We start from the raw sequence: 25,281 nt of genomic DNA, 5'->3' as shown, positions 1-25,281 counted from the left end.
GCACCGCCTCCAGGGACGACGACGCCTCCGCACCTGGGTCGACGCCTGACCGACGTCACGCGGCTGGCTACGGCACCAGGTTGAGCCACTCCTCCGTGGCGAACTTGCGCTCAACGAGGCGCTCAGCGTCCTGAACCTCGACCTGGGTGACCGCCCCGGCAGTCGTCGCGTAGCGCGACGCGAAGTGCGCGAGGAACGCGTCGATGATCGCCTCGCGGTCCATGCCCGTCTGGCTGCGGAGCGGGTCCACGCGCTTGTTGGCGCTCTTCGTGCCCTTGTCGGACAGCTTCTCGCGGCCGATGCGGAGCACGTCCAGCATCGCGTCGGCGTCGATGTCGTACGCCATCGTCACGTGGTGGAGCACGGCGCCTGCGGCGTAGCGCTTCTGCGCGGCGCCCGCGATCTTGCCCGCCGGCGACGCGATGTCGTTGAGCGGCACGTAGGTCGCCTCGATGCCCAGCTCGCGGAGCGCGCCCAGCACCCAGTCGTCCAGGAACGCGTACGACTGCTCGAAGCTCAGACCCTCGACCAGCGAGGTGGGCACCGACAGCGAGTAGGTGATCGTGTTGCCCGGCTGGATGAACATGGCGCCACCGCCGGAGACGCGCCGGGTCACCGTGATGCCGTGGCGCGCCGCACCCTCAGGGTCGATCTCGTTGCGCATCGACTGGAACGAGCCGATGACGACGGCGTTGCGCTCCCACTCCCACACGCGCAGCGTGGGGCCGCGGCGACCCGCCGCGACCTCCTGCGAGAGGATCTCGTCGAGCGCCATCTGCATGTGAGGCGCGCGCGGCTCGTCGTGGATGACGTCGAACGTGTGGTCGTGCCAGCTGGTCGCGTGACCCAGCGCGCGACGCACCGCGATCGCGACGGCCTCGGGCGTGAAGCCCACCAGCATCGCGTCACGGGTCGCGTGGGCCACGGCCTCCGCCATGGGGCCGACGGGGGTCGACGCGGCCATCCCCGTCAGGGCGCGGTTGATCTCAAGGATCGTCTCGGGCGGCTCCATGAAGAAGTCTCCGGACACGACCGCTGACGTCAGCCGGGGGTGATCCCCGCCAGAGACCTCGACGTCTGCGACGACCAGCTTGCCGCCAGGAACCTTGTACTCGCCATGCATGGCTCCATCCTGCCCTGTCCGCGACCGCGCGCTGAACCCCGAGGCGACGGCTACCTGCCACTTCTCCACAGATTTTCGGACATACCGGATCTTTCGTGACATTCCGTGCCACTGTGGCAGCGCCGTGCCCGCCTGGAGGCCGAGGCACGTCGTTCGAAGGGAAACCCATGCACTTCCGTCCACGTCCATTCTCCGCGCTCGCGCTGGCAGCGGCGGCCACCCTGGTCGCCGCGCCTGCCGTCGCATGCGAGGACGAGCCCGCCACGAGTTCGGACTCGCCGCACCAGATCGCTGTCACGCCCGACTGCACGACCGCCTACGTGACCGATGCGAACGGCGACACGGTCTCGGTCATCGACCTCACCACCGGAACCACCTTCGCCTCGGTCGCCATCGGCGTCGCCCAGGGCGAGGTGGCCATCACCCCCGACGGGGGCCAGGCCTGGATCAGCGTCGAGACCTACGCGGAGGCCGAACGCGGCAGCTGGGGCCCGGGAGGCTGGACGCGCTCGGCGAAGAGCGCGCACGCGGAGATCACGATCGTGGACACCGACACCCAGGAGGTCACCGGCACCGTCGCCACCGCAGGCGCAGCCTCGAGCATCGCGTTCTCGCGAGACGGATCGACGGCCTACGCGACGAGCGGAGAGGCTCGCAGCACGATCTCGGCGATCGACACGGAGACGCACGAGGTCACCTCGTTCTGGGGCTTCTCGTCCCCGTACGACGTGGTCGCCTCCGCCGACGGCACCACCCTGTGGGTCAGCGAGATGCACTCGGGCAAGGTCAAGAAGGTGGACGCGCGCGACGGCAGCATCCTGGACGTCTTCAGCATCGGCCGCGGGAAGCACGCGCGCGAGCTCGCCCTGTCCGAGGACGAGTCCCTGCTCTACGTCGCCTCGCCCGACGACGACGGCGTCGTGGTCCTCGACTCGGCGACGGGCCAGTGGACGGCGACGATCGCCACGGGCCACGCGCCCAGCGGCGTGCAGGTCTCGCCCGATGGCGCACGCATCCTCGTGAGCGCCTCCGCCGATGGCAGCGTGACCGAGGTCGACGCCGTCACCTACTCGGTCACCGCCACCGCCACCGTCTCGGTCACCGCGTCCTTCACCGTGACGCTGCTGTGCGACGGCACTGCCGTGCACCTTGAGGAGGACGATGACGCTCCCGCCGTGGTCGACACCCCAGAGATCACCGCGCCGGAACCCTCCGTGACGCCAGAGAGCACCATGACGCCCAACGCCGAGCCGACTGTGCCCGACTGCCCGTGCGCCGACGGAGGCGAAGAGACTCCGGAGCCCGAGCCGACTCAGGAACCATGCGACGGCGCACCGGAGCAGCCCCCCACCTCTCCCGAGCCGAGCCCTTCCGCACCCGAGCCCAGCAGCGAGCCGTCGAGCACGGCCGCACCGTCGGAGACTGCCCAGCCGACGCCGTCGACGCCCACCGCGAGCCCCGAGCCGAGCGGGTCTCCGGCCACGCCGACGGCGCCGCCTGCCACCCCGAGCAGCCCCGAGGCCTCGCCTGCCGCGCCATCGCCCACGGCAAGCGCCAAGGCCGAGGTCGTCACATCGCCCACGCCTGTGGCCACGGCAGTCCCAGCGAGCGACGACACCGTCGGCGCAAGCGCTCCCGAGAGCGCCTCCGACGAGCTCGCACAGACCGGCGCCTCACCGTCCCTCGCGATCGCAGCCACGATCGCCGCACTCGTCCTCGGCACGGGCCTGCTCATCGCCCGCCGTCGGACCCACGCGAAGTAGGGCACCCCTGCGAGGTGGGCGCGAGGCCTGACCCCTCTCACGCGCTCGCGCCCACCTCGTCACATCCCCTCCCCAACGGGAGACCCCACCACTAGCATGGCGACATGGCGCACTCCGCTGAGGGAAAGAACGCCGACGTCGGCCTCGACACCGCGAGCCAGCCGACTCCCCGGCCGAGCGCCGCCGCGTCCACCGCGGGCCGCGTGCGCTTCACCTACATCGGAAGCCGCGTGCTGATCGCAGCCGCACTCCTCACGATCCTCGTCGTCGACTCGCTGCTGTCCCGCGGCTACGACATCAGCGCGCTCTACGCAGTCGTCGTCCTTGGCGCCGCCTTCACGCGCTCACGCATCACCGTGCTCGGCACCGCCATCGCCGGCGTCGCCATCGCGCTCGGCCTCATGCTCTTCAAAGCGATCGGCGAACCTCCCGACACCGGTCCGATCGTGTTCGCCCACAGCACCGCGATCATCCTCATCGTCGTCAGCGCGGGAGCGGGTCTGCTCGCGCTCAACCGCACCGTGCAGGCGCACAAGCTCAGCGACGCGCTGCGGCAGGCGGAACAGGCCAGGGAGCGCGACACCCGGATGCTGGAGGCCGCATCCCAGGTCGCCCCGATCGGTACGTGGTACTTCGACCCCGAGGACCAAACCCTCACCTGGCGGCGTGGCGCGGCTGAGATCGTGGAGTACGAAGCAGACGTTCCGTACGGAATGGACGTGGCCCTCGGCATCATCGCGCCGGAAGACCGCACGCGAATGCTCGGCACGGTCATGCACGCGATTCAGACCGAGACGCCCTTCCGCGAGGAGTTCACCTTCACCAGCGGATCCGGAGCCATCAAACGCATCGTCATCATGGGCGATCCCGTGACGAGCGAGGAGAACGGACGCCGACTGATCCACGGCTCAGTCCAGGACATCACGCGGTGGGCCGCCGCCGAGGAGGAGGCGCAGACCGCCGCACGCCGGTTCCGCGCAATGGCGGCCGCGGTGCCCTTCGCGGTCTGGAGCTCCGGCGCCGACGGCGAGATCGACTACGCGAACGAAGCCCTCGAGACCTTCACCGGCGCACCGCCCGAGCAGGCCATGGATGGCGGGTGGATCGACCTGATCCACCCGGACGACCGCGAGAGCGTGCTCGCCGCATGGCAGGAGTCGATCGAGACCGGCAGGCCCTACGACGTGGAGCACCGGCTCCGCGCCGCGGACGGACACTTCGAGTACTTTCACATCAGCGCACAGCCCGAGTACGACATCGAGGGGAACATCACCCGCTGGTGGGGCGCGTCGATCAACGTCGACGCCACAAGGAAGCTCCGTGAACGCGCCGAGGCGCTCGCCGCGGAACGCGCCACGATCCTCGAATCCACCACCGACAGCATCTACGCCGTCGATCACGACTGGCGGCTCGTCTACGCCAACTCCGCCGCGCGCTCGCTCGTGGGCAAGCTGTCGCAGGACCTCGTCGGAGAGCTGCTGTGGGACGTGTTCCCCTTCGAGCCGGACGACGAGGCGAGGGAAGGCCTCACGTTGGCGATGGCGACGGGCAACCCGCAGTCCTTCACCTACTTCAGCAAAGGCTTCGGCCGCTGGTTCGCAGTCATGGCGACGCCGACGCCACGTGGACTCTCCGTCTTCAACCGGGACGTCTCCGAGACCAAGCGGCTCACCGAGCAGCTCGTGCAGGCGCAGCGGCTCGACTCCCTCGGACGCCTCACGGGAGGCATCGCCCACGACTTCAACAACGTGCTCACCGTGGTGCTCGGCGGCGCCGAGGCGGTCGCGCACGACCCGTCAGTCGGCCGCGAGGCACGCGAGATGGCAGAGCTCGTCGTGGAGTCGGCGAAGCGAGGTGCCGACCTCACCTCCCGCATGCTCGCGTTCTCCCGCAGGCAGGCACTGGAGCCTCAGGCCGTGGACCTCGAGCTGAGGCTGGGAGACCTGGAGCCCATGCTTCATCGCGCGCTCGGCGAGACGATCGAGCTCCACGTGGCCCCGGACCCGGGGCTTCCAGCCGTGATGGTCGACCCCGTCCAGCTGGAGAACGCGCTGCTCAACCTGGTGATCAACGCTCGGGACGCGATGCCCGACGGAGGTCGGCTGTCGATCGGTGCTGAGGAGACCGAGCTCGACGCCGCCTATGCGAGGGCGCACACGGACGTGCATCCGGGCCGCTACGTCGCGATCACCGTCTCCGACACGGGCACGGGCGTTGACCCTGACATCGTTGAGCGGCTCTTCGAGCCCTTCTTCACCACGAAGGCGAGCGGCAAGGGGTCGGGACTCGGCCTCGCGATGGTGTGGGGCTTCGCGAAGCAGACCGGCGGCCACGTGTCCGTCTACTCGGAGCCGGGAGTCGGCAGCACCTTCCGGCTCTACCTGCCGCTGTCGAGCGTGGACGCAGAGGCGAGACGACCGGGTGAGCTGCCGCCGCTCAGGCCGATCCAGCCCGGCGTGATCCTCCTGGCGGAGGACGACGACCTGGTGCGCACGTTCGCGACGGAGAGGCTGAGAAGCCTGGGACACACCGTGCACGCCGCGCCCTCAGGTCCGGAAGCGCTCGCGCTCCTCGAGACGCTCGGGCCGATCGACCTGCTCTTCACGGACGTGGTCATGCCGGGCGGCATGTCCGGACGCGACCTCGCGGACGCGGTGCTCGAGCGTCGTCCCGGCACGCCGGTACTCTTCACCTCCGGCTACACGGAGGACGTGGTGCTCCACAACGGAGGCGCCGATCCCGAGGTGACGCTGCTCAGCAAGCCGTACACCGCGGAGCAGCTGACCGAGCAGATCACGGAGGCCCTCGATCGCGCTGAGGTCGGATGATGGGCACAGACCGATGCCCTCGCGTCCTGGTGATCGACGATGACGCTCTTGTCGCGGCGATGGCTGTCGCCCACGCGCGCAGCACGGGCTACGAGGCGCGCGCAGCGTCCGATCCGGAGCAGTTCCTGGTACTGGTGCGCGAGTGGAAGCCGTGCTGCGTCATCGTCGACCTGATGATGGGGACGCTCGACGGCATCGGGGTGCTCAAACAGCTCTCACAGACGGGCTATCGCGGCGCCGTGATCATCACCTCCGGCGCGGCTCCGCACCTCGTGGAGGCCGCCCGCACCTACGCGATCGAGTGCGGGCTCCAGTACGCGGGCACGCTTCCGAAGCCGTTCAGGCGCGGGGAGGTCGCCGCGCTGCTCGACTCACCGATCGACGACGCGCGACCTGAGAGGACCATCGCAACGGAGTTCGCGGAGAAGAGCTACTGGGGCTTCTCGGTGGCGCTGCGCAAGGCGATCCAGGACTCCGAGCTGGAGATCCACCTCCAGCCGAAGGTCTCGTGCCTGGACGGCAGGGTGACGGGCGCGGAGGTGCTCGCGCGCTGGAACCATCCGGTGCTGGGCTCTGTGCCGCCTGCGACGTTCGTGCCGTACGCGGAGCAGATCGGGCTCGTGGCCCAGCTGACGGACCTCATCAGCGCGCAGGCGGTGGCCTGGCTCGCGTCGACGTCCGTGCCGGAGCACTTCACGTTGTCGATCAACCTCTCTGCCGCCGAGTTGAGCGAGCCGGGCCTTGCGCGGCGGCTCGTGGACAAGTGCGTGGAGCATGGGGTCCCGCCGCGCCGCCTGATGCTCGAGCTGACGGAGACGAGCACCGTCAAGGACTCGATCGGTTCGCTTGAGGTGCTCACGCGGCTCGGCCTTGAGGGGTTCGGGCTCTCGATCGACGACTTCGGCACCGGCTACTCGTCGGTGTCGCAGCTCGCGCGACTGCCATTCTCGGAGCTCAAGGTGGACCGTTCGTTCGTCGGCGCCATGTCCACCTCGCCGCGTTCCGCGACCGTGGTGCGCTCCATCATCGCGATGGCGGAGGGCCTCGGCCTCACATCGATCGCGGAGGGAGTCGAGACCGCGGACCAGCTTCGTGCGGTCACCGAGATGGGCTGCAGCTCCGCGCAGGGATTCCACCTGGCACGCCCGATGCCCGCCTCGCGCTTCGCGGCGTGGATGCACGACTGGGAGTCGGAGCTGCCGCACACGTTCCTGCGCGCGCAGGAGGATGGTGCGCGCATCGAACCGTGACCGAGCCCCCGCTCGGCCGCGAGATCAGGGGTTCGGTGCGACGTCGTGGGTGACGAGCCCGTAGTAGAAGGCGTCGGTCAGAGCCTCCCACGAGGCCTCGATGACGTTCGGCCCGACGCCGACGGTGACCCAGGAGCGCCCGGTCTCGGTGTCGGCCGTGGTCACGAGGACGCGCGTGATCGCGTCCGTGCCGTGGCTCGCCTCCATGATGCGGACCTTGAAGTCGGTGAGCTCGAAGCGCTCGATCTCCGGGTAGACCTTGGCGAGCGCGCTCCGCAGCGCGTGGTCGAGCGCGTTCACGGGGCCGTTGCCCTCGCCGACCACGAGGTGCCGCACGGACCCTCCCGCGCGGAGCTTCAGCACCGCCTCCGCGCCCGCGTCGGTCGGGTCTCCCGGCTTCGAGGACACGCGGACCCGCCACTCCTCGACGGCCCAGTACCTGTGGAGCTGCCCGAGCTCTGCGCGCAGCAGGAGGTCGAACGAGGCGTCGGCCGCGTCATAGGTGTACCCGGCGGCCTCGGCGTGCTTGACCCGCTCGGTGATCCTGGTCAGCAGCTCGCTCTGACCGGACAGGTCGTAGCCGAGCTCCTTGCCCTTCAGCTCGATCGACGCGCGGCCCGCCATCTCGGACACGAGCATGCGCATGTCGTTTCCGACCAGCGCGGGATCGGTGTGCTGGTACAGGTCCGGATCCACCTTGATGGCCGAGGCGTGCAGCCCTGCCTTGTGCGCGAAGGCGGACGCACCCACGTACGGCTGCCGAGCGAACGGCGCGATGTTGGTGACCTCGGCGATCGCGTGAGCGATGCGGGTCGACTCGACGAGGCCGTCATTCGCGAGGGCATGGATGCCCTTCTTGATCTCGAGGTTCGCGGCGACCGCCACCAGGTCGGCGTTGCCGGTGCGCTCACCGTAGCCGTTGACGCAGCCCTGCACGTGGGTGACGCCCGCGGCGACCGAGGCCATGGAGTTAGCGACTGCGCAGCCGGAATCGTTGTGCGCGTGCATTCCCAGCTGCGCCTGGGTGGCCTGGCGCACCTCGGTCACGATGCCCGTCACGTCGTCCGGCAGCATGCCGCCGTTGGTGTCGCAGAGCACGAGCGTGGAGGCGCCTGCCTGCTCCCCCGCCTGGAGGCACCGGAGCGAGTAGGCGGGGTCGAAGCGGTAGCCGTCGAAGAAGTGCTCGGCATCGAGCACGACGCGGCGACCCTCGCCTACGAGGAAGGCGACGGTCTCCTCGATCATCCGCAGGTTCTCGTCGGGACTGACCCGGAGCGCACGCTCGGCGTGCCGGATGTCGGACTTGGCGACCAGGGTGATGATGGGCGCCTCAGAGTCGAGCAGGGCCCTGACCTGGGGGTCGGCGGCGGCGGTCGATCCTGCGCGGCGCGTCATGCCGAAGGCGGCGAACGTGGCGTTGCGGAAGCTCAGCTCCTTCGCGACAAGCTGGAAGAACTCGGTGTCCTTGGGCACGGCGCCCGGCCATCCGCCCTCGATGACCCCGACGCCGAGCTGGTCGAGCAGAGGCGCGATGGCCATCTTGTCGGCCACGGACAGGTTCATGCCCTCCTGCTGGGCACCATCGCGCAGGGTCGTGTCGTAGACCTCGACAGTGAGATCCGTCATCGTGTCGCTCCTCGGCTCGTGCCGCCGTCGACCCTTCCCAACAAAAAAGCCTCCCTGGGTGCGGGAGGCTGCGCGTCGGGAGGGGGTCGCCGACGCGCTACGGAATGATGATCGCGGTGTGCATCGGGATCAGTATGGCACACGGTGCGCCAGCCGAGCCGTCGAGCTGCGAGGCGGCTCGGTGCGGTCCCGAGTGAGGCATTCCACACCCCCGCTTCTCATTCTTGCGGATAGGCTCACGTGCACACGGCAACAGTGTGTCGAGCGAAGGCACTGAGGGGTTCCGGATGCGCGAAGAGATGCCGCCACGGAGGCGGTTTGCGGTCGACGCCGCTGTGGTCTCGGTCGGCGTGCTGGTGGTCTTCATCGTCGACCTGATGGTCGAGGTGCCGGTCGGAGTCGCAGCGGGGTACTCGCTCTTCGTGCTCATCGCGATGCTCGCCGAGCGCACTCGTCTCATCCTTGCGGCAGCGGGAGCCTCGATCCTGGGGATCGCCTTGGCATCGCTGCGCGATCCGGCGGACGCGCTGTTCCGCGTCTCCGAGTCCCAGTTCCTCTTCAGCAGAGGCGCGCAGATCGGCGGCATCCTGCTCGTCACAGCGCTCGCGGTGATGGGGGTCCGTCGTCGCGAGCGGCTCGCACGTGCCGAACAGGAGCTGACGAGCTCGGTGCAGGCCCTGGAGGGGACGGCGGCGCGGCTCCGGGTCGAGCAGGAGAGCCTGAAGGCGGTGGCGGAGGCCATGCCGGTCCCGGTCTGGATGCAGACCTCCGATCGAGAGGTTCTCTATTCGAGCGCTGCGATGGGTGACTACCTCGGCTACGACCCACGGGATGGCCTGAGCTGGGATCAGGCCATCCATCCTGACGACCTGGCGCGCGCCAACTCGCTGTTCGAGAACGCCGTGGCTCGGCCCCGTGGCTACGCCGTCGAGCTCCGCATCAAGCGTCACGACGGTGCGTATCGGGCCCACATGGTGCAGGTCGCGCCGATCCCGACCGGCGAGGAGACCCGCTGGTGGGCGAGCGCGATCGACGTCGAGGAGCTGCGGGCGAGCCAGCGCGAGGCCGACCGCCTGGCGCGCGAGCACCAGGAGACTCTGGAGTCGATCGATGACGGGGTCATCACGCTGACCCGCGACGCGCGCTATGCGTACCTCAATCCGGCCGCGGCCCGCATGATCGGCGCTGACCCGAAGCATCTGCTCGGCAGGCTCGTCACTGACGTGTACAGCGACGTGAAGGGGTCGGAGCTCGAACGCGCCTTCGCCGAGGTGCAGCGCACCGGCCAGCCCGGCCATGTCGTCGAGTACGCCGAAGTCCTGGACAAGTGGTTCGAGACGACGGTCACGAAATCCCCGACCGGACTCACGTTGTACGTGAAGGACATCACGGAGCTCCGTGAGCTGGGACAGCAGCTGGAGCGCACCAACCGGCTCGAGTCCGTCGGAAGCCTGACGGGCGGGATCGCGCACGACTTCAACAACCTCCTGACGGTGATCATCGGCGGCGCGGAGGCGCTCGCGGATGCCGACCTCACGCCGGAGGACGAGGCGATGCGCGACATGATCGCGGAGGCGGCCGATCGCGGCTCGGAGCTGATCCGCGCGCTGCTCGCGTTCGCGCGACGGCAGACGCTCCGCCCGGAGCCGACCTCGCTGACCGAGGTGCTCGCCACCATGCAGCCGCTGCTTCAGCGCACCTTGGGCGGTGCGATCGAGGTGAAGACCGACATCTCCACAGGACTGCCGGCGATCATGGTCGACCGCGGCAAGCTCGACAACGCGCTGCTGAACCTGGCGATCAACGCACGAGACGCGATGCCGGAGGGAGGCACCGTCACCCTCACCGTCCAGCCGTGCACGCACGACGACGTGCCGACCTCCCTCGCGATGGACCTTGAGGCAGGCGACTACGTGCGGCTCACCGTCGCCGACACCGGAAGCGGGATCGCCGCCGACGCGCTCCCCCGACTCTTCGAGCCCTTCTACACGACGAAGCCGCTCGGGAGCGGCTCTGGGCTGGGCCTGGCGATGGTGTGGGGCTTCGCGAGCCAGTCCGGCGGGACGCTCACGGTCGAGTCGGAGCCGGGCGCGGGAGCCGCGTTCTCGCTGTACCTGCCAGTCGCCTCGGACGCGCCGGGCGCCGCCACCCCGGAGTCCGGGTCGGTGCCCGAGCACGGCACCGGCACCGTCGTCCTGGTGGAGGACGACGCCCTGGTGAGGTCCTACACGGCCACCCGCCTGCGGGGGCTCGGGTACGACGTGCTCGAGGCCGACGGGGGCAGGGCCGGACTCGCCATGCTCGAGAGCCATCCGGAGACGGCGCTGCTCCTCACGGACGTGGTGATGCCTGGGGGGATGTCAGGAAGAGAGCTCGCTCGAGCTGCCGCGGAGCTCCGACCTGGCCTTCCGGTCCTCTGCGTCTCCGGCTACACCGAACAGGTTCTTGCGGCAGATGGCAGGCTGGACCCAGGAGCAGAACTTCTGACGAAGCCTTACACGCTTCACGAACTGGCCGAACGGGTCTCGAGACTGGTCTCGGAAGGAAGGAGTGCCGACGGATGAGCGACGACGCGATCGCACCGCGGGTCCTGATCGTCGACGACGACGACCTCGTGGGCCGCATGGCGCGCGCCATGGTGACGGCCGCCGGCGCTGAGGCACGGCTCGAGACGACGGTGGACTCGTTCCTGGCGGCGCATGACCTGTGGAACCCCACGCACGTCATGATCGACCTCGTGCTCGGCGCCGAGGATGGCCTCATGGTGCTCGAGGAGCTGGCGCGGCGACGCAGCTCCGCGGCGGTGATCGTCTCGAGCGGGCAGGACGCGCGCGTGCTCGAGTCAGCGCTGCGCTTCGCGACGGCGCACGGCCTCACGGTGGCAGGCTCGCTCGCGAAGCCGTACTCGCGGATGCGACTGGCGGAGATCCTGCAGGCACCCACCGGTGCGCCGGTGGTCGGCCAGGGTCCAGCGGGGCATGCGCAGAGCCCTGCGCTGCTCACTGACGACCCCCTCATGACCCCGGAGGGGCTTCATCGCCTGCTCGAAGAGGATCGCATCACCGTCGCACTGCAGCCCAAGGTGTCGTGCACGACGGGCGAGGTCGTCGGCTATGAGGCCCTCGCCCGGTGCCAGACGGTGGACGGCCGCAACATCCCGCCGGGCGTGTTCGTGCCGGTGGCGGAGGCGAACGGCCTCGCGTCGGAGCTGACCAACTCGGTGATGCGGAGCGCTCTGACGTGGTTCACGTCGGCGCGCCTGCCTGCCTCGCAGACCATCTCGATCAACATCTCGGCTTCGGAGGTGGGCGAGAGCAGCCTGGACCAGCGCCTGGTGTCCCTCACCCGCGAGTGCGGGGTGGATCCCTCCCGGATCATCGTCGAGCTCACGGAGACTGCGGCGATGTCCGACCCTGTGACGTCGCTGAAGCGCCTCACACGACTTCGGCTGGAAGGCTTCCAGGTGTCGCTGGACGACTTCGGCACCGGCTACTCGTCGATGCTCGAGCTCGCGCGCCTGCCGTTCTCAGAGCTCAAGGTGGACCGCAGCTTCGTCGCCACGGCCACGACGTCCGAGGAGTCGCGCACGGTGGTCAGGTCGATCATCGACCTGGGGCATGCGCTCGGCATGAGCTGCACCGCGGAAGGCGTGGAGCGCCCCGCCGACCTGGACCTCCTGGTGGAGATGGGCTGCGACAACATGCAGGGCTTCTACCTGGGCCGCCCCATGTGGCCGGAGGACATCGCGCGCTGGGCGCCGCCCGAGCGCGCACTCCCGCCCCGTCTTCGCTGACCGGGCCTCAGCGGCCCTTCACAGGGTGGGCGCGTGCACGCGCCCACTGGCAGGCGGGACGGCTCAGGCCTTCGCCTCGTAGTCGAGCATCAGGTCGATGCGGCGCTGGTGCCGCGCGTCGCCGCTGAACGGCTCGCCGACGAACGCGTCGGCGATCGCTGTCGCCTCCTCGAGCGAGTGCATGCGCGCCCCGATCGATCCGATCTGCGCGTCGTTGTGCTGCCGGGCCAGCCGTGCGGTCTCCTCCGACCAGATGAGAGCGGCCCGAATCCCGGAGACCCGGTTGGCGGCGAGCTGCTCGCCGTTGCCCGAGCCACCGATCACGATGCCCAGGTCGCCCGGCGCCTCGAGGACGGCCTCCGCTGCGGAGATGCAGAACGGCGGGTAGTCGTCCTGCGCGTCGTACTCGAACGCGCCGTGGTCCACGACGTCGTGGCCCTGGTCGCTGAAGTGCTGGATGAGGTGCTGCTTGAGCTCGAACCCGGCGTGGTCCGCGGCGATGTGGAGACGCATATCCCCATCATGCCAGCGTCGGCGGGCGATCCTCGACTCTCAGTGGTTCACTGGCGCCATGGACTTCGATTCGACCTATCGCCTCGTCACGCCCACCGAGGACCGCAAGCGCGAGGTGAACGACCTGCTGGGCTTCGCCTTCGCGGAGGGCGTGGCCGCGGGCGACGAGGCGGCGTCTGACAGCTGGCTGCCGTGGCGCCGCACCCGCGTCGTCGAGGAGATCGCGACGGGCCGGTATCGCGGCACCTACTCCGCCTTCGACAATCCGACCGTCGTGCCCGGCGGGGCACGGATCCCGAACCTGGGGCTCACCATCGTGGGCGTCCACGCGGCGCACCGGCGTCGCGGACTGCTGACCCGCATGATCGCCGACCACTTCGCGGTGGCGAAGGAGCAGGGCGCGATCATGTCGACGCTATGGGCGGCCGAGCAGGGCATCTACGGACGTTTCGGCTACGGCATGGTGAGCGAGGTGGCGGAGCTGTCGGTCGGACGCGGCGTCGAGCTCGCCGAGGTCGAGGGCTCGGAGGAGCTGTCGGTCGAGATCGAGACGCTCATCCCCGGGGAGCACGGCCCGCTCATGGCCGCGGTCGTCGCGGGGATGACGCGGCCGGGCAGCGCGCTCATGGACGAGGAGGTGCTGCGCTGGCACACGTCGGACGCGGTGCACGGCCGCGGCGAGAAGGAGCCCCGCCGCGTGGTGATCGTGCGCGATGGCGACACTCCTGTCGCTGCCGCGGCGTTCCGACGCCAGAGCAAGTGGGAGGGCGGCGTGCCGGGAGACGTGGTCCACGTGGGCTTCCACGGTGCCCTCTCCCCCGCGGCGGAGCGGCGCCTGTGGTCCGTGCTCACATCGATCGACCTGTCGGCCAAGGTGGAGGCGGAGAACTTCACGCTGGACCACCCGCTGCTGCGGCTGATCGGCCCACATCGCGGCGTCGTGAAGCACGTCTACGACGGCATCTGGGCACGACTGCTGGACGTCAAGGCGTGCCTCGAGGCCCGCTCGTACGGGGCCGACGCGTCCGTCACCTTCGCGCTCACCGACACCGTGCTCCCTGAGAACGCAGGAGTGTGGCGGCTCACCACCGCGGCCGACGGCGACGGCGCTCTCGAGCGCAGCGACGTGGCGCCCGACGAGGCGGACCTGGACCTCACCATCCAGCAGCTCTCGTCGCTGTACCTCGGCGGTGTCACCCTCGCCTCGCTGTACGACGCGGGGCAGGTGCGTGAACGTCGTCCCGGGGCGGTCACCGAGCTGTCGCGCGCACTCCAAGGAGACGTCCTGCCCGCAGGCAACTTCCATTTCTAGGCCGACAGCGAAACCTGGCCGACCCCGTCGGACCCTCCCCCTAGGGTGAGAGTCATGACGAAGCGCTCAGGGATCGATGTCGACGAGTTCTCCACGAAGGTCCGTCCGCAGGACGACTTCTTCCGCTACGTGAACGGAGTGTGGGAGGAGGAGCATGTCATCCCCGACGACAGGTCGGCCGACGGCTCGTTCTACACGCTGCGCGACGAGGCGGAGAAGCAGGTCAGGGTCATCATCGAGGAGGCGGACACCGACTCGCAGATCGGTGCGCTGTACGCCAGCTTCATGGACGTCGACCGCGCGGCCGAGCTCGGCACGAGCCCGCTCGACGAGGACCTCGCGCTCATCGACTCCGCGACGGACCACGCGTCGCTCGCACGCGTCGTCGGTGCGCTGCAGCGCAGCGGCGTGACCGGGCTCGTCGGCTACTACGTGTTCGCAGACAAGGCCGACCCTGACCGCAACGTGGTCTACATGTCGCAGAGCGGGCTCGGGCTTCCCGACGAGGCGTACTACCGCGAGGACGCGCACGCCGCGACCCGTGAGAAGTACGTGGCACACATCGACCGCATGGCCTCGCTCACCGGCGTCGCGTTCTCTGCGGAGCAGGTGATGGCGCTCGAGACCACGATCGCGTCGCACCACTGGGACGTGGTGAAGACGCGTGAGGCCGAGCTCACCTACAACCCTGCAACCCTCACCTCGCTCGCGGCGGATGCCCCCGGCTTCGACTGGGCCGGCTGGGCCGACGCCGCGCAGGTCCCCGAGGCCGCGCACGAGCTGCTCGTCGTCAGCGAGCCCGACTGCTTCACCGGCATCGCGGCGGCCTGGGAGGCCACCGACGTCGGCGCGTGGAAGGCGTACCTGCGCTGGCGCGTCGTGAACTCCCGCGCGCCGTACCTGACGGAGGAGATCTCCAAGGCGAACTTCGACTTCTACGGCACCGTGCTGTCCGGGGCTCCGGTCCAGCGCGAGCGGTGGAAGCGCGGCGTCGGCCTCGTGGAGGCCGTGCTCGGCGAGCTCGTGGGCCAGGAGTACGTCGCACGTCACTTCCCGCCGGACCACAAGCGCCACATGGACGCGCTCGTGGCCAACCTCATCGAGGCGTACCGCCAGTCGATCACGTCGCTCGAGTGGATGACGGAGGAGACCCGCGAGCGCGCGCTGGACAAGCTCGGCAAGTTCACGCCCAAGATCGGCTACCCCGACAAGTGGCGCGACTACACGGGCCTCGAGCTGGCCGCCGACGACCTGGTGGGCAACGTGCGCGCCGCGTCGGCCTTCGAGGAGGACTGGGAGTGGAACAAGATCGGCAAGCCGGTCGACCGCTCCGAGTGGCTCATGACCCCGCAGACCGTCAACGCGTACTACCTGCCGGTCGCCAACGAGATCGTGTTCCCTGCGGCCATCCTGCAGCCCCCGTTCTTCCACCCCAGCGCCGACGACGCGGTCAACTACGGCGGCATCGGCTCCGTGATCGGACACGAGATCGGCCACGGCTTCGACGACCAGGGCTCCAAGTACGACGGCACGGGCAAGCTGGACGACTGGTGGACCGAGGCCGACCGCACGGCGTTCACCGAGCGCACGAGCGTCCTCATCTCCCAGTACGACGGCTACTCACCCGCCCAGCTGTCCGACGACCACCGCGTCATCGGTGCGCTGACCATCGGCGAGAACATCGGCGACCTGGCGGGCGTGGAGATCGCTCTGAAGGCGTACGCGATCGCGCTGGGTCACCCGATCGAGGAGGCTCCCGAGCTGGGCGGCCTCACCGCGCTGCAGCGCTTCTTCGTGGGCTACGCGCTCACCGAGCGCATGAAGGTCCGCGACGAGGCCCTCATCACGCGGCTCAACACCGACCCGCACTCGCCCAGCGAGTTCCGCGTCAACGGCATCGTGCGCAACATGAACGCCTGGTACGAGGCCTTCGAGGTGGGCGCCGACGACGCGCTGTGGCTCGATCCCGCGGAGCGCGTCAGCATCTGGTGACGTCACGACCGGGGTGGCTGGCACGCTTTCGCGCCACCCCGGCGTGGTGAACTGCACTCGGTGTTCCACTTTTCGGCGACCGAGGCGTATCGTGTCAGGACGGACCCCGATCGGGGCCCCTACCCGGACGAGAGGAGCACTCTATGGCAGAGAAGACGAGCATCGACCTGATCGAGCTCACCGCTGACAAGGCTGCTGCTGAAGACACGTCGGGCGGTTGCGCCTGCGGAGGCTGCGGCTGCGGCGAGTAGCTCGACCCTGAAGACTTTCTAGCCGGAAGGCGGGAGCGGACCCCATGGTCCGTTCCCGCCTTTCTGCTTTCCGGGCACCCGGGCGGCTAGGCGGAGCGGAGGACCCGCACCTCCCAGGGCGCGAGCGGCCCCTCTGACGAGGCGCCGTCGATGTTGCCGAGCACGAGCTCTCCCCCACCGACCGAGCCGTCGACCTCAGCCGTCTGGCCGGACAGGTTGGCGACAACCGTAAGGACCACGCCGTCGAGCGCACGACGGTAGGCGAAGACCTGCGGGTCCTCGGGCATCAGCATCTGGAAGTCGCCATGGGCGACGACCGGCTCGGCATGCCGGAACGCGATCAGCTCACGATAGAACGCCCACACCGAGTCCGAGTCGTCCACCTGCGCGGCGGCGTTGAGCCATGTGTGGTTGCCGGTCACCTTGAGCCACGGCGTGCCCGTCGTGAAACCCGCATGAGGCGACGCGTCCCACTGGACCGGCGTGCGCGCGTTGTCGCGACTCATCGCCTGCAGGCCCTCGATGACCTTCGCGTCCGTCCACCCCTGGGCGCGCAGCTCGTCGTACGCGTTGAGGCTCTCGACGTCGCGGTAGTCGTCGATGGTCGCGAGCCCGGCGTTCGTCATGCCGAGCTCCTCGCCCTGGTAGATGTACGGGGTGCCGCGCATGAGGTGGAGCACGGCCGCGAGCGCCTTGGCGGACCGGGCGCGGTGCTCGCCGTCGTCGCCGAAGCGGGAGACGACGCGCGGCTGATCGTGGTTGTCCCAGTAGAGGCTGTTCCAGCCGCGCTCGCCGAGCTCGGACTGCCAACGGCCCAGGATCGACTTGAGCCGCACCAGGTCGAGCGGCTGCACGTCGAACTTGCCCCCGGGCCCGTGGTCCACGTCCACGTGGTCGAACTGGAACACCATGTCCAGCTCACGCCTGTCGGGATCGGTGACGAGCAGCGCGTCCTCGGGCGTCACGCCGGGCATCTCGCCGACGGTGAGGAGCTCCGCGTCGCGGCCGTCGAACACCTCGCGGTGCATCTCCTGCAGGAACTCATGCATGCGTGGGCCGCAGGCGTACAGGGGGAAGCCGTTGCCGAGCCCGCCCGCGCCCGGCGCGCCGTCCTGGAGCGGAAGCACCTTGGAGATGAGGTTGATGACGTCCATGCGGAAGCCGTCGACGCCCTTGTCGAGCCACCAGCTCATCATCGTGTAGACGGCCTGGCGGACCTCCGGGTTCTCCCAGTTGAGGTCGGGCTGCTTCTTGTGGAACAGGTGCAGGTAGTACTCGCCGGAGTCCTCGTGCGGCTCCCAGACGGGACCGGAGAAGAAGCTGCGCCAATTGGTGGGCTCGCCGCCCTCCTGGCCGAGGCTGTACTCGGGCCGCGGCGGGCTCCACCAGTACCAGTCCCGCTTGGCGCTGCGCTTGGACGCCTGCGACTCGAGGAACCAAGGGTGCTCGTCGGAGGTGTGGTTGACCACCAGGTCCATGACAAGCCGCATGTCGCGCTCATGGACCTCGGCGAGCAGGGCGTCGAAGTCGGCCATGCTGCCGAACGAGGGGTCGATCGCCTGGTAGTCGGAGATGTCGTAGCCGTTGTCGGCGTGCGGCGACTCGTAGATGGGCGACAGCCACAGGACGTCGACTCCCAGGTCGTGGAGGTAGTCGAGCCGCTGACGGATCCCGTTGAGGTCGCCGATGCCGTCACCGTTGGAGTCCTGGAAGCTCCGCGGATAGATCTGGTACACCACGGCGGACTTCCACCAGTCGCTGCTCACCTCTGCCCCTTTCGACGGCGTCGTCCCTCTCACCCTAGGCCCGCGGGGTGGCGCTCGGTGACACTAACGACGCTGCGCCGCGGCGAGCTCCGCGTAGACGCCGGCGCGCGCGACGAGGTCGTCGTGGGAGCCGGACTCGACGATGCGTCCTCCCTGGACCACGTGGATGACGTCGGCATCGGCGACGGTGGAGAGCCGGTGCGCGACGACGAGGGTGGTGCGGCCCTGGGCGGCGTTGTCGAGCGCCTCCTGAACCACGCGCTCACTGACGGTGTCGAGCGCGCTGGTCGCCTCGTCGAGCAGCAGCACGGGCGGGTCCTTCAGCAGCACGCGCGCGATCGCGATGCGCTGCTTCTCGCCACCGGAGAGCCGATACCCGCGCTCCCCCACGATCGTGGCGTAGCCGTCCTCGAAGCCGAGGATCGTGTCATGGATGTTCGCCGCGCGGCACGCCCGCTCGAGCTCGGCGTCCGTCGCGTCCGGCCTGGCGTAGCGGAGATTGGCGGCGATGGTGTCGTGGAACAGGTACGTCTCCTGCGTGACGACCCCGATCCGATCCACCACGGACTCCTGGGTCAGGTCGCGCACGTCCGCTCCCGCGAACACGACGGACCCCTCGGTCGCCTCGTGGAGGCGGGCCGCGAGATAGACCACCGTGGTCTTGCCCGCGCCCGACGGACCGACGAACGCATGCGTCGTCCCCGGCTCCGCCGTGAAGGTGACGCCCGACAGCGTCGGCGCGGCGTCGGCCCTGGAACCCGGGTAGCGGAAGCCGACGTCACGGAACTCGATCCGGCCCATCGGGCCCGGAGCGTCGGCGACGTCGATCGCCCCGGGTCGGTCCGAGATCGCGGGCGCGAGGTCCAGGTACTCGAAGATGCGCGCGAACAACGCCTTGGAGGTCTGCACCTCGAGCGCGACGCGCATGAGCGCCATGAGCGGGAACAGCAGCCGCGCCTGCAACGTGGTGAACGCGACGATGGTTCCCGCGGACAGGGCGCCGCCGGCCGCGTCGGGAGAGCCCGACCAGATCAGCCATCCGGCGGCCAGGTAGACGACGGCGGGCACCGACGACATGACGATGCTCACGAGTCCGAAGAACCACTGCCCCGACATCGCCTGCTGAACCTGGAGCCGCACCTGGTTGCTGTTCTCATCTGAGTAGCGGGCGGTCTCGAAGCGCTGTCGGTTGTAGGTCTTCGACAGCAGGATGCCGCTGACCGAGAGCGTCTCCTGCGTGATGGCCGTCATCTCGGACAGGCTCTCCTGCGTGCGCGCCGCGATGCGCTGCCGGATCAGGCCGACGCGCCGCTGCACCACGACGAGCGCGGGCATGAGGATCACGGCGAGCAGGGTGAGGCGCCAGTCGAGCACGATCATCGCCACCAGGCTCGCCGCGACGGTGACGACGTTGCCGACGATGGTCTGGACGAATGTGGTGAGCACGTTGGAGACGCCGCCCACGTCGTTCTGGAGCCGCGACTGGATGATGCCCGTCTTGGTGCGGGTGAAGAACCCGAGCTCCATCGACTGCAGGCGGGTGAACAGGCGGACGCGCAGGTCACCCGTGACGCGGTTGCCGACGGTCGAGGTCACGTAGGTCTGCCACACACCGAGCGCTGCGGCAGCGATGAAGATGCCGATCATGACGGCCACGAGCTCGACGAGCAGCCCCATGTCGGGGCTGCCCACGGTGCCGGAGGCGTCGGTGGGGAACAGCGCCTCGTCGAAGACCCGCTGCACGATCAGCGGCGGGATCACGGCCGCGCCGGAGGCGGCGATGACGAGCACCGCCGTCAGGATCAGGTGCCCGCGGTACGGGACGAAGAGCGCGCCGATCCGCTTCCACAGGTCGGGGATTCGGGGCGCCTCCGCGATCTCGCGTCGCGCCTCGTCCTCGTTGCGCACGAGTCTGCGACCGCCACCACCGGGACCCATGCGACCTCTTCTCTGCTCAGGGAGTCAGCGTACGGCGCAACGGGACGGCGTCAGGAACCATTCCCGTCGCCTGGGCGGGCGGACGCGGCTACAGGCCGAGCTCGAGGAGCTCGCCGGGTGCGGCCTCTCCGGCGGCGGCGGCGAACAGCTCCATGCCCTCGCGGACCTTCTCGCGGTCCTCGGGCGGAAGCGAGGTGAGCGCCGCGGCGATCTCGGCACGGCGACGGCGGGTGACCTCGGCGACGAGCTCCCGGGCCTTCTCGGTCCGCTCCACATGTACCTCGCGCCGATTGCCTTCCACGGGCACCCGCTCGACCCAGCCCCCTGCGGCGAGGCGGTCGACGGTGCGGCTGAGCGTGGACGGGTGCACGCCGACGCTCTCGGCGAGGTCAGCCATGCGTGCGGGTTCCGCCGTCTCGAGCACGACCAGGATGCGGAACTGGACGAGCGTGAGCTCCTCGAGCACAGGTGCGAGCGAACGGGCGACGAAGCCGAGAAGCGAGCGGGAGGCGAGGATCGCGGCGCCGATCGTGGGGTCGGCGAGGGGATCGCCGGAGGGCGGCGGGGCGGTCGCTGACGACGTGCTGTCGCCGGTGTCGGGCGCCTTGTTCATGCGTTCACCGTAATGGATATGCGTGCTACCGTACAACAGTTGCATGAATACACGTGAGGACTGACCCGTGCCCCCCGCTCCAGCACCGCTCCACCGCCGCGCGCTGACGTGGCTGCGCCGCTCCGAGAACTCCGCGCTCATCGCGCTCGCGCTGGTCATCGGCGCCGCGGCCGGATTCGGCGCGATCGCCTTCCGTTGGCTGATCGAGACCGCGACGCTCTTCTTCTCCGGTCACGCCGACTACTCCGCCGTGACCGATCACGCACCTCACCCCTGGGTCCCTTGGCTCGGGGGTTTCTTCGTGGTGCTGGCGCCCGCCGTCGGCGGACTCATCTACGGTCCGATCATCCATCGCTGGGCACGCGAGGCACGCGGGCACGGCGTGCCCGAGGTCATGTACGCCATCTCCAAGCGAGGCGGCCGCATCCCGGTGAAGGTCGCCTTCGTCAAGGCGCTCGCCTCCGCCATCACGATCGGCTCCGGAGGCTCGGTCGGCCGCGAAGGCCCGATCGTGCAGATCGGCTCCGCGCTGGGCTCCGCGCTCGCCCGCGCCGTGAAGCTCAACGAGTCCCAGGTGCGCCTGCTCGTCGCCTGCGGTGCCGCGGGCGGCATCGCCGCTACCTTCAACGCGCCGATCGCCGGAGTGTTCTTCGCGATGGAGCTGCTGCTGGTGAGCTTCGCCGCGCGCACCTTCGCCGCCGTCGTCCTGTCGTCCGTCACAGCCTCCGTCATCGCCCGGTCGATCCTGGGAGACGAGGCGTTCCTCACCCTCCCGGAGTTCCACGTCTCGCACGTCGGGGAGTACGGGCTCTACGCCGTGCTGGGCCTGCTCGCCGCGCTCGTCGCGATCGGGTTCACCAAGGCGCTGTACTGGTTCGAAGATGTCGCGGACAAGATCTGGAAGGGCCCCGAGTGGCTGCGCCCGGGAGTCGGCGGCCTCCTGCTCGGCCTGCTGCTGCTCGTCATCCCGCAGATGTACGGCGTCGGCTATCCGGTGCTCGAGAACGCCGTCATGGGCGAGTACGTCATCGGCTTCCTGGTGGTGCTCCTGCTCGCCAAGGTCGTCGCGACGTCGCTGACCATCGCGATCGGAGGCTCGGGCGGGGTGTTCGCCCCCTCCCTGTTCCTGGGAGCGATGCTCGGCGCCGCCTTCGGGCAGGCCCTCGCCTGGATGCTTCCCGACGCGGGGATCACCCCCGGCGCCTACGCGCTCGTGGGCATGGCCGCCGTCTTCGCGGGCGCCTCGCGTGCGCCGATCACGGCCGTCATCATCCTGTTCGAGCTCACCGGCGAGTACACGATCATCCTGCCGCTGCTGCTGGCCGTCGTGGTCTCGACGATGCTGTCCTCGCACCTGTCCAAGGAGTCGATCTACACGGCCAAGCTGCGTCGCCGCGGCGTGGACCTCACCGTGCGTCCCGGCACCGCCGCCCTCACGGGAGTGTCGGTGGACACGCTGATGCGCAAGGCGCCCCGCACCGTCAGCACCACGCTGCCCGCCGCGGACGCAGTCGAGTTCCTCCTCACCTCGGGCCGCAAGTCACTGCCCGTCATCACCGAGCACGGCGAGTACGTCGGAGTCGTGACCCTCTCGTCGGCCGCAGGAGCGATCACCCAGGACGAGGACGCGTCGGAGGTCACCGTCTCGCAGCTCATCGAGTGGCGCGACTACGTCTCCCCCGACGCCCCGGTCGCCGATGTGCTCGACCGCATGCTCGAAGGCGAGTCGAACGACGGACTCCCCGTGCTCGACGACGACGGCAACCTCGTGGGCTGGCTGCGCACCGAGGCGGTGCTCAGGAGGATGTCCTCCGCCGTGTGACGCGCATCAACCATGGGAGACTGGCACCCATGACCGCGCTGCCCTCGATCGTCTTCTTCGAACCGCGGATCCCCAACAACACCGGCAACGCGATCCGCCTGTCCGCAGTGACCGGCTGCACGCTGCGCCTCGTGGAGCCGCTGGGATTCGACCTGTCCGAGCCGAAGCTCAAGCGTGCGGGCCTCGACTATCACGACCTCGCATCGATGACGATCCACCCGAGCCTCGACGCGCTGCTGGACGAGTTCCCCGACTCTCGCGTCTTCGCGTTCACCGGTCGCGGCGAGACACGCTTCACCGACGTCACCTACGAGCCCACCGACCTGCTGCTGTTCGGGCCCGAGCCCACCGGTCTTCCCGACTGGGTGCTCGACCACCCGCGCATCACCTCATGGCTGCGCATCCCCATGCTGCCTGGCCGACGCTCGCTCAACCTGTCGAACTCCGCGGCCATCGCCGCCTACGAGGCCGCGCGGCAGGCCGACTTCGACGGCCACGTCTGACAGCGCGCGACGCGCCGCCTCACTCCACGCGGTAGGTGGTCTGCACGTAGCCGGGACCGTACTTGCGCACGTCTGCGACGGCCAGGTCGATGCGCGGCATCGGCGCCTCGAACAGGCGCAGCCCGTCGCCCAGCACCGTGGGGATCACGGTGATGATGAGCTCGTCCAGCAGGTCCGCGACGAGCGCCTGGCGGATCAGCGAACCGCCGTCCACATAGATGTCCTTGCCGCCGGCCACATCCTGCGCGGCATCGATCAGGTCCTCGATGTCCCCTGAGACCGCCGTGACCGAGCCCTCGGACTGCGACAGGTCACGCGTGGTCGCGACCAGCACGGGAATCTCGCCGTAGGGCCAGGTGCCGAACCCGCACGCGACGTCGAACGTCTTGCGCCCCATGAGGAGGCAACCGACGTTGGCGGCGAAGTCCTCGTACGTCGTCCCGTCCGGCACGACCTCCGCCCAGGGGCCCACCGCCATCGGCACGCCGGAGTTGCGTGGCTCCTGGAGCCACCCGATCTCATCGTCAGGGCCTGCGATGAAGCCGTCGGCCGAGGTCGCGAGGTAGCCGCGAACGCGGCCCGGGGTGGTCGACATGTTCATTACCGTAACGGAAAGAGTGTGAACGGCTTATTGCGGACATGGTTCAGGGCGCCGCAGGAGCCATGCCCGACGCCGCTGTGCGGAGCCTCGTGCACGCGCACTTGGGATTCCTCTGACCTTGGTCAGCGATACTCGAGTTCGGTGGCAGAATCTTCGCGTGACGACGAAGGCCGAGAACGAGACCCCCTCGCTGTGGCGCAACCGCAGCTTCACCACACTGCTCACCGGTGAGGCCATCTCGCATGCGGGCGTCCAGATCGCGACGCTCGCGCTCCCCATCACCGCCGTCAACTACCTTGGCGCCGACGAGCGTGAGTCGGGCCTGGTCCTTGCCGCCGCGACCTCAGCGTTCCTCCTGATCGGCCTTCCCGCGGGTGCGTGGGTGGACCGCATGCGCAAGCGCCCCGTCATGATGACCGCCAACCTGGTCCGCGCAGCCCTCATGGCGATGATCCCCGCGCTCTACATGACCGGGCACCTGACCATCGCCTGGCTGATCGGGATCGCCTTCGCGCTCGGATTCGCCACCGTGTTCTTCGACGTGGCCTACCTCTCCGTCGTGCCGTCCCTGGTGCGCAAGGAGCATCTGGGACAGGCGAACGCGAACCTGGAGACCGTCGGCATCGTCGCCCGCGTCGCCGGACCTGGCGCCGCCGGCCTGCTCACCCGCATCCTCGAGGCGCCGAACCTGCTCGGCGCCGGCGCCATCGGCTACCTGGCCAGCGCGTTCGCCGTCTCACGGATCAAGGCGGAGGAGCAGCGCGGCGAGAAGTCCGCGGGTGGGCTCTGGAGCGAGGTCCGCGAGGGCACGTCCTTCGTCTTCCGCCACCCGCTGCTGTCCCGCACCACGCTCTCCGCCGCCGCGGTCGGCCTGTTCGACAACCTCGCACGCGCACTCATGGCGATCCTGATCCTGCGCGAGATGGGCGTCTCGGAGACCGCGTACGGCATGCTCTTCACGCTCGCGGCGCTCGCTTCCCTCGGCGGAGCAAGGCTCGCGCCGTGGCTCCAGAGCCGCTTCGGCTCCGGCAAGGTCATCGTCTGGGGCTTCGGGGTCGCCGCCCTCACCACCGCCGCCTATCCGCTCGCGCTGATCCTGCCGCCCACCGCCGGCTACCTCACGCTCCTCGCGTCGATGCTCCTCGGCTTCGGCGGCATCACGGTCTTCAACATCGCGCACGTGACGATGCGTCAGCAGCTGTGCCCCCCGCGGATGCTCGGACGCATGACCGCCACGATGCGCTTCGCCATGTGGGGCGTCATGCCGATCGGGTCGCTGCTCGGCGGCGAGCTCGGCAGCCGCCTGGGGCTGGGCCCTGCGTTCCTCATCGCGCTGGTGGGGTCGATCCTGGGCTGGCTGATCGTGGCGCTCTCCCCTGTGCGCCGCGTCCGCTCGGCCGACGAATGGCTCGCGCGCCAGGACCACCCGTCCACCTGGGCGCGCGAGCGCGTGGAGTCCTCCCGCATCAAGGAGGTCAAGCCTGGCGAGCAGAGCCTCGAGGCGACGAGCGTCGACGTGGACGGTCAGGTGCCGCGATAGCCGACCGGCGCCCTGCCCGACGCTCCGGTAATCCCTGCTGATCGTCC

Annotated in this window: 17 protein-coding genes; 10 read left to right on the top strand and 7 right to left on the bottom strand. The window is 69.4% G+C overall.

The features are described 5' to 3' along the window. Positions 1-67 precede the first annotated feature (67 nt). Positions 68-1,123, bottom strand: coding sequence for a lipoate-protein ligase LplAB (lplAB, locus tag QQX04_RS08375; RefSeq protein ID WP_301128106.1), 1,056 nt, complete (start codon positions 1,121-1,123; stop codon positions 68-70). A gap of 167 nt (positions 1,124-1,290) precedes the next feature. On the opposite strand from lplAB, the gene QQX04_RS08370 reads away from it, so the two are divergent. The 3 genes from QQX04_RS08370 to QQX04_RS08360 all read left to right on the top strand — a co-directional run bounded on the left by QQX04_RS08370 (position 1,291) and on the right by QQX04_RS08360 (position 6,964). Next, the gene (locus QQX04_RS08370; RefSeq protein ID WP_301128104.1) at positions 1,291-2,886 is read left to right on the top strand and encodes an LPXTG cell wall anchor domain-containing protein; all 1,596 of its coding nucleotides are present in this window, start codon (positions 1,291-1,293) and stop codon (positions 2,884-2,886) included. Between the two features lie 104 nt (positions 2,887-2,990). Next, positions 2,991-5,714 (top strand): hybrid sensor histidine kinase/response regulator, encoded by a 2,724-nt coding sequence (locus QQX04_RS08365; RefSeq protein WP_301128102.1) that lies wholly within the window; start codon positions 2,991-2,993, stop codon positions 5,712-5,714. Continuing rightward, positions 5,714-6,964: an EAL domain-containing response regulator gene (locus QQX04_RS08360; RefSeq protein ID WP_301128100.1), complete on the top strand. Its 1,251-nt coding sequence runs from the start codon at positions 5,714-5,716 to the stop codon at positions 6,962-6,964. The genes QQX04_RS08365 and QQX04_RS08360 overlap by 1 nt, the downstream gene beginning before the upstream one ends. Positions 6,965-6,988: 24 nt before the next feature. Here QQX04_RS08360 and cimA read toward each other — a convergent pair whose 3' ends face one another. Then, positions 6,989-8,590, bottom strand: a complete 1,602-nt coding sequence (cimA, locus tag QQX04_RS08355) for a citramalate synthase (protein ID WP_301128099.1) — start codon at positions 8,588-8,590, stop codon at positions 6,989-6,991. 287 nt (positions 8,591-8,877) lie between these two features. On the opposite strand from cimA, the gene QQX04_RS08350 reads away from it, so the two are divergent. Together QQX04_RS08350 and QQX04_RS08345 are read left to right on the top strand one after the other, a co-directional pair. After that, on the top strand, positions 8,878-11,154 hold the full coding sequence (locus QQX04_RS08350) for a hybrid sensor histidine kinase/response regulator (RefSeq protein WP_301128097.1): 2,277 nt from the start codon (positions 8,878-8,880) through the stop codon (positions 11,152-11,154). Next, the gene (locus QQX04_RS08345; RefSeq protein WP_301128095.1) at positions 11,151-12,383 is read left to right on the top strand and encodes an EAL domain-containing response regulator; all 1,233 of its coding nucleotides are present in this window, start codon (positions 11,151-11,153) and stop codon (positions 12,381-12,383) included. The genes QQX04_RS08350 and QQX04_RS08345 overlap by 4 nt, the downstream gene beginning before the upstream one ends. Before the next feature lie 63 nt (positions 12,384-12,446). Here QQX04_RS08345 and QQX04_RS08340 read toward each other — a convergent pair whose 3' ends face one another. Then, entirely contained in the window at positions 12,447-12,896 is a 450-nt protein-coding gene (locus QQX04_RS08340; RefSeq protein ID WP_301128093.1) for a ribose-5-phosphate isomerase, read from the bottom strand. A gap of 58 nt (positions 12,897-12,954) precedes the next feature. On the opposite strand from QQX04_RS08340, the gene QQX04_RS08335 reads away from it, so the two are divergent. Further along, complete coding sequence (locus tag QQX04_RS08335; protein WP_301128091.1) at positions 12,955-14,208, top strand: GNAT family N-acetyltransferase; 1,254 nt, start codon at positions 12,955-12,957, stop codon at positions 14,206-14,208. A gap of 54 nt (positions 14,209-14,262) precedes the next feature. Next, positions 14,263-16,200: a M13 family metallopeptidase gene (locus QQX04_RS08330; RefSeq protein ID WP_301128089.1), complete on the top strand. Its 1,938-nt coding sequence runs from the start codon at positions 14,263-14,265 to the stop codon at positions 16,198-16,200. Between the two features lie 337 nt (positions 16,201-16,537). Here the strand turns inward: QQX04_RS08330 and QQX04_RS08325 are convergent, their stop codons facing one another. The 3 genes from QQX04_RS08325 to QQX04_RS08315 form a co-directional block, all read right to left on the bottom strand. Further along, complete coding sequence (locus QQX04_RS08325) at positions 16,538-18,217, bottom strand: alpha-glucosidase (protein WP_301128087.1); 1,680 nt, start codon at positions 18,215-18,217, stop codon at positions 16,538-16,540. A 63-nt stretch (positions 18,218-18,280) separates the two neighbouring features. Next, complete coding sequence (locus QQX04_RS08320) at positions 18,281-20,155, bottom strand: ABC transporter ATP-binding protein (RefSeq protein WP_301128085.1); 1,875 nt, start codon at positions 20,153-20,155, stop codon at positions 18,281-18,283. Between the two features lie 88 nt (positions 20,156-20,243). Next, positions 20,244-20,768 (bottom strand): MarR family winged helix-turn-helix transcriptional regulator, encoded by a 525-nt coding sequence (locus QQX04_RS08315; RefSeq protein WP_301128083.1) that lies wholly within the window; start codon positions 20,766-20,768, stop codon positions 20,244-20,246. Positions 20,769-20,835: 67 nt separating this feature from the next. Between QQX04_RS08315 and QQX04_RS08310 the strand changes: the two genes are divergently transcribed. Beyond that, on the top strand, positions 20,836-22,590 hold the full coding sequence (locus QQX04_RS08310; RefSeq protein ID WP_301128081.1) for a chloride channel protein: 1,755 nt from the start codon (positions 20,836-20,838) through the stop codon (positions 22,588-22,590). 29 nt (positions 22,591-22,619) lie between these two features. Next, a complete protein-coding gene (locus QQX04_RS08305; RefSeq protein WP_301128079.1) occupies positions 22,620-23,093 on the top strand; it encodes a tRNA (cytidine(34)-2'-O)-methyltransferase in 474 nt (157 codons plus the stop codon). Between the two features lie 19 nt (positions 23,094-23,112). Here QQX04_RS08305 and QQX04_RS08300 read toward each other — a convergent pair whose 3' ends face one another. Next, the gene (locus tag QQX04_RS08300) at positions 23,113-23,688 is read right to left on the bottom strand and encodes a dihydrofolate reductase family protein (protein WP_301128078.1); all 576 of its coding nucleotides are present in this window, start codon (positions 23,686-23,688) and stop codon (positions 23,113-23,115) included. Between the two features lie 163 nt (positions 23,689-23,851). Here QQX04_RS08300 and QQX04_RS08295 point away from each other — a divergent pair, with 163 nt between their 5' ends. After that, complete coding sequence (locus QQX04_RS08295; protein ID WP_301128076.1) at positions 23,852-25,234, top strand: MFS transporter; 1,383 nt, start codon at positions 23,852-23,854, stop codon at positions 25,232-25,234. Positions 25,235-25,281: the final 47 nt, after the last annotated feature.

Origin of the sequence: Demequina zhanjiangensis, assembly GCF_030418315.1 — a bacterium.
In the GTDB taxonomy this organism is placed as follows: Bacteria; Actinomycetota; Actinomycetes; order Actinomycetales; family Demequinaceae; genus Demequina; species Demequina zhanjiangensis.
Note: the sequence above shows the minus strand (reverse complement) of the source record. Positions and strands in the feature narration are given on the sequence as shown.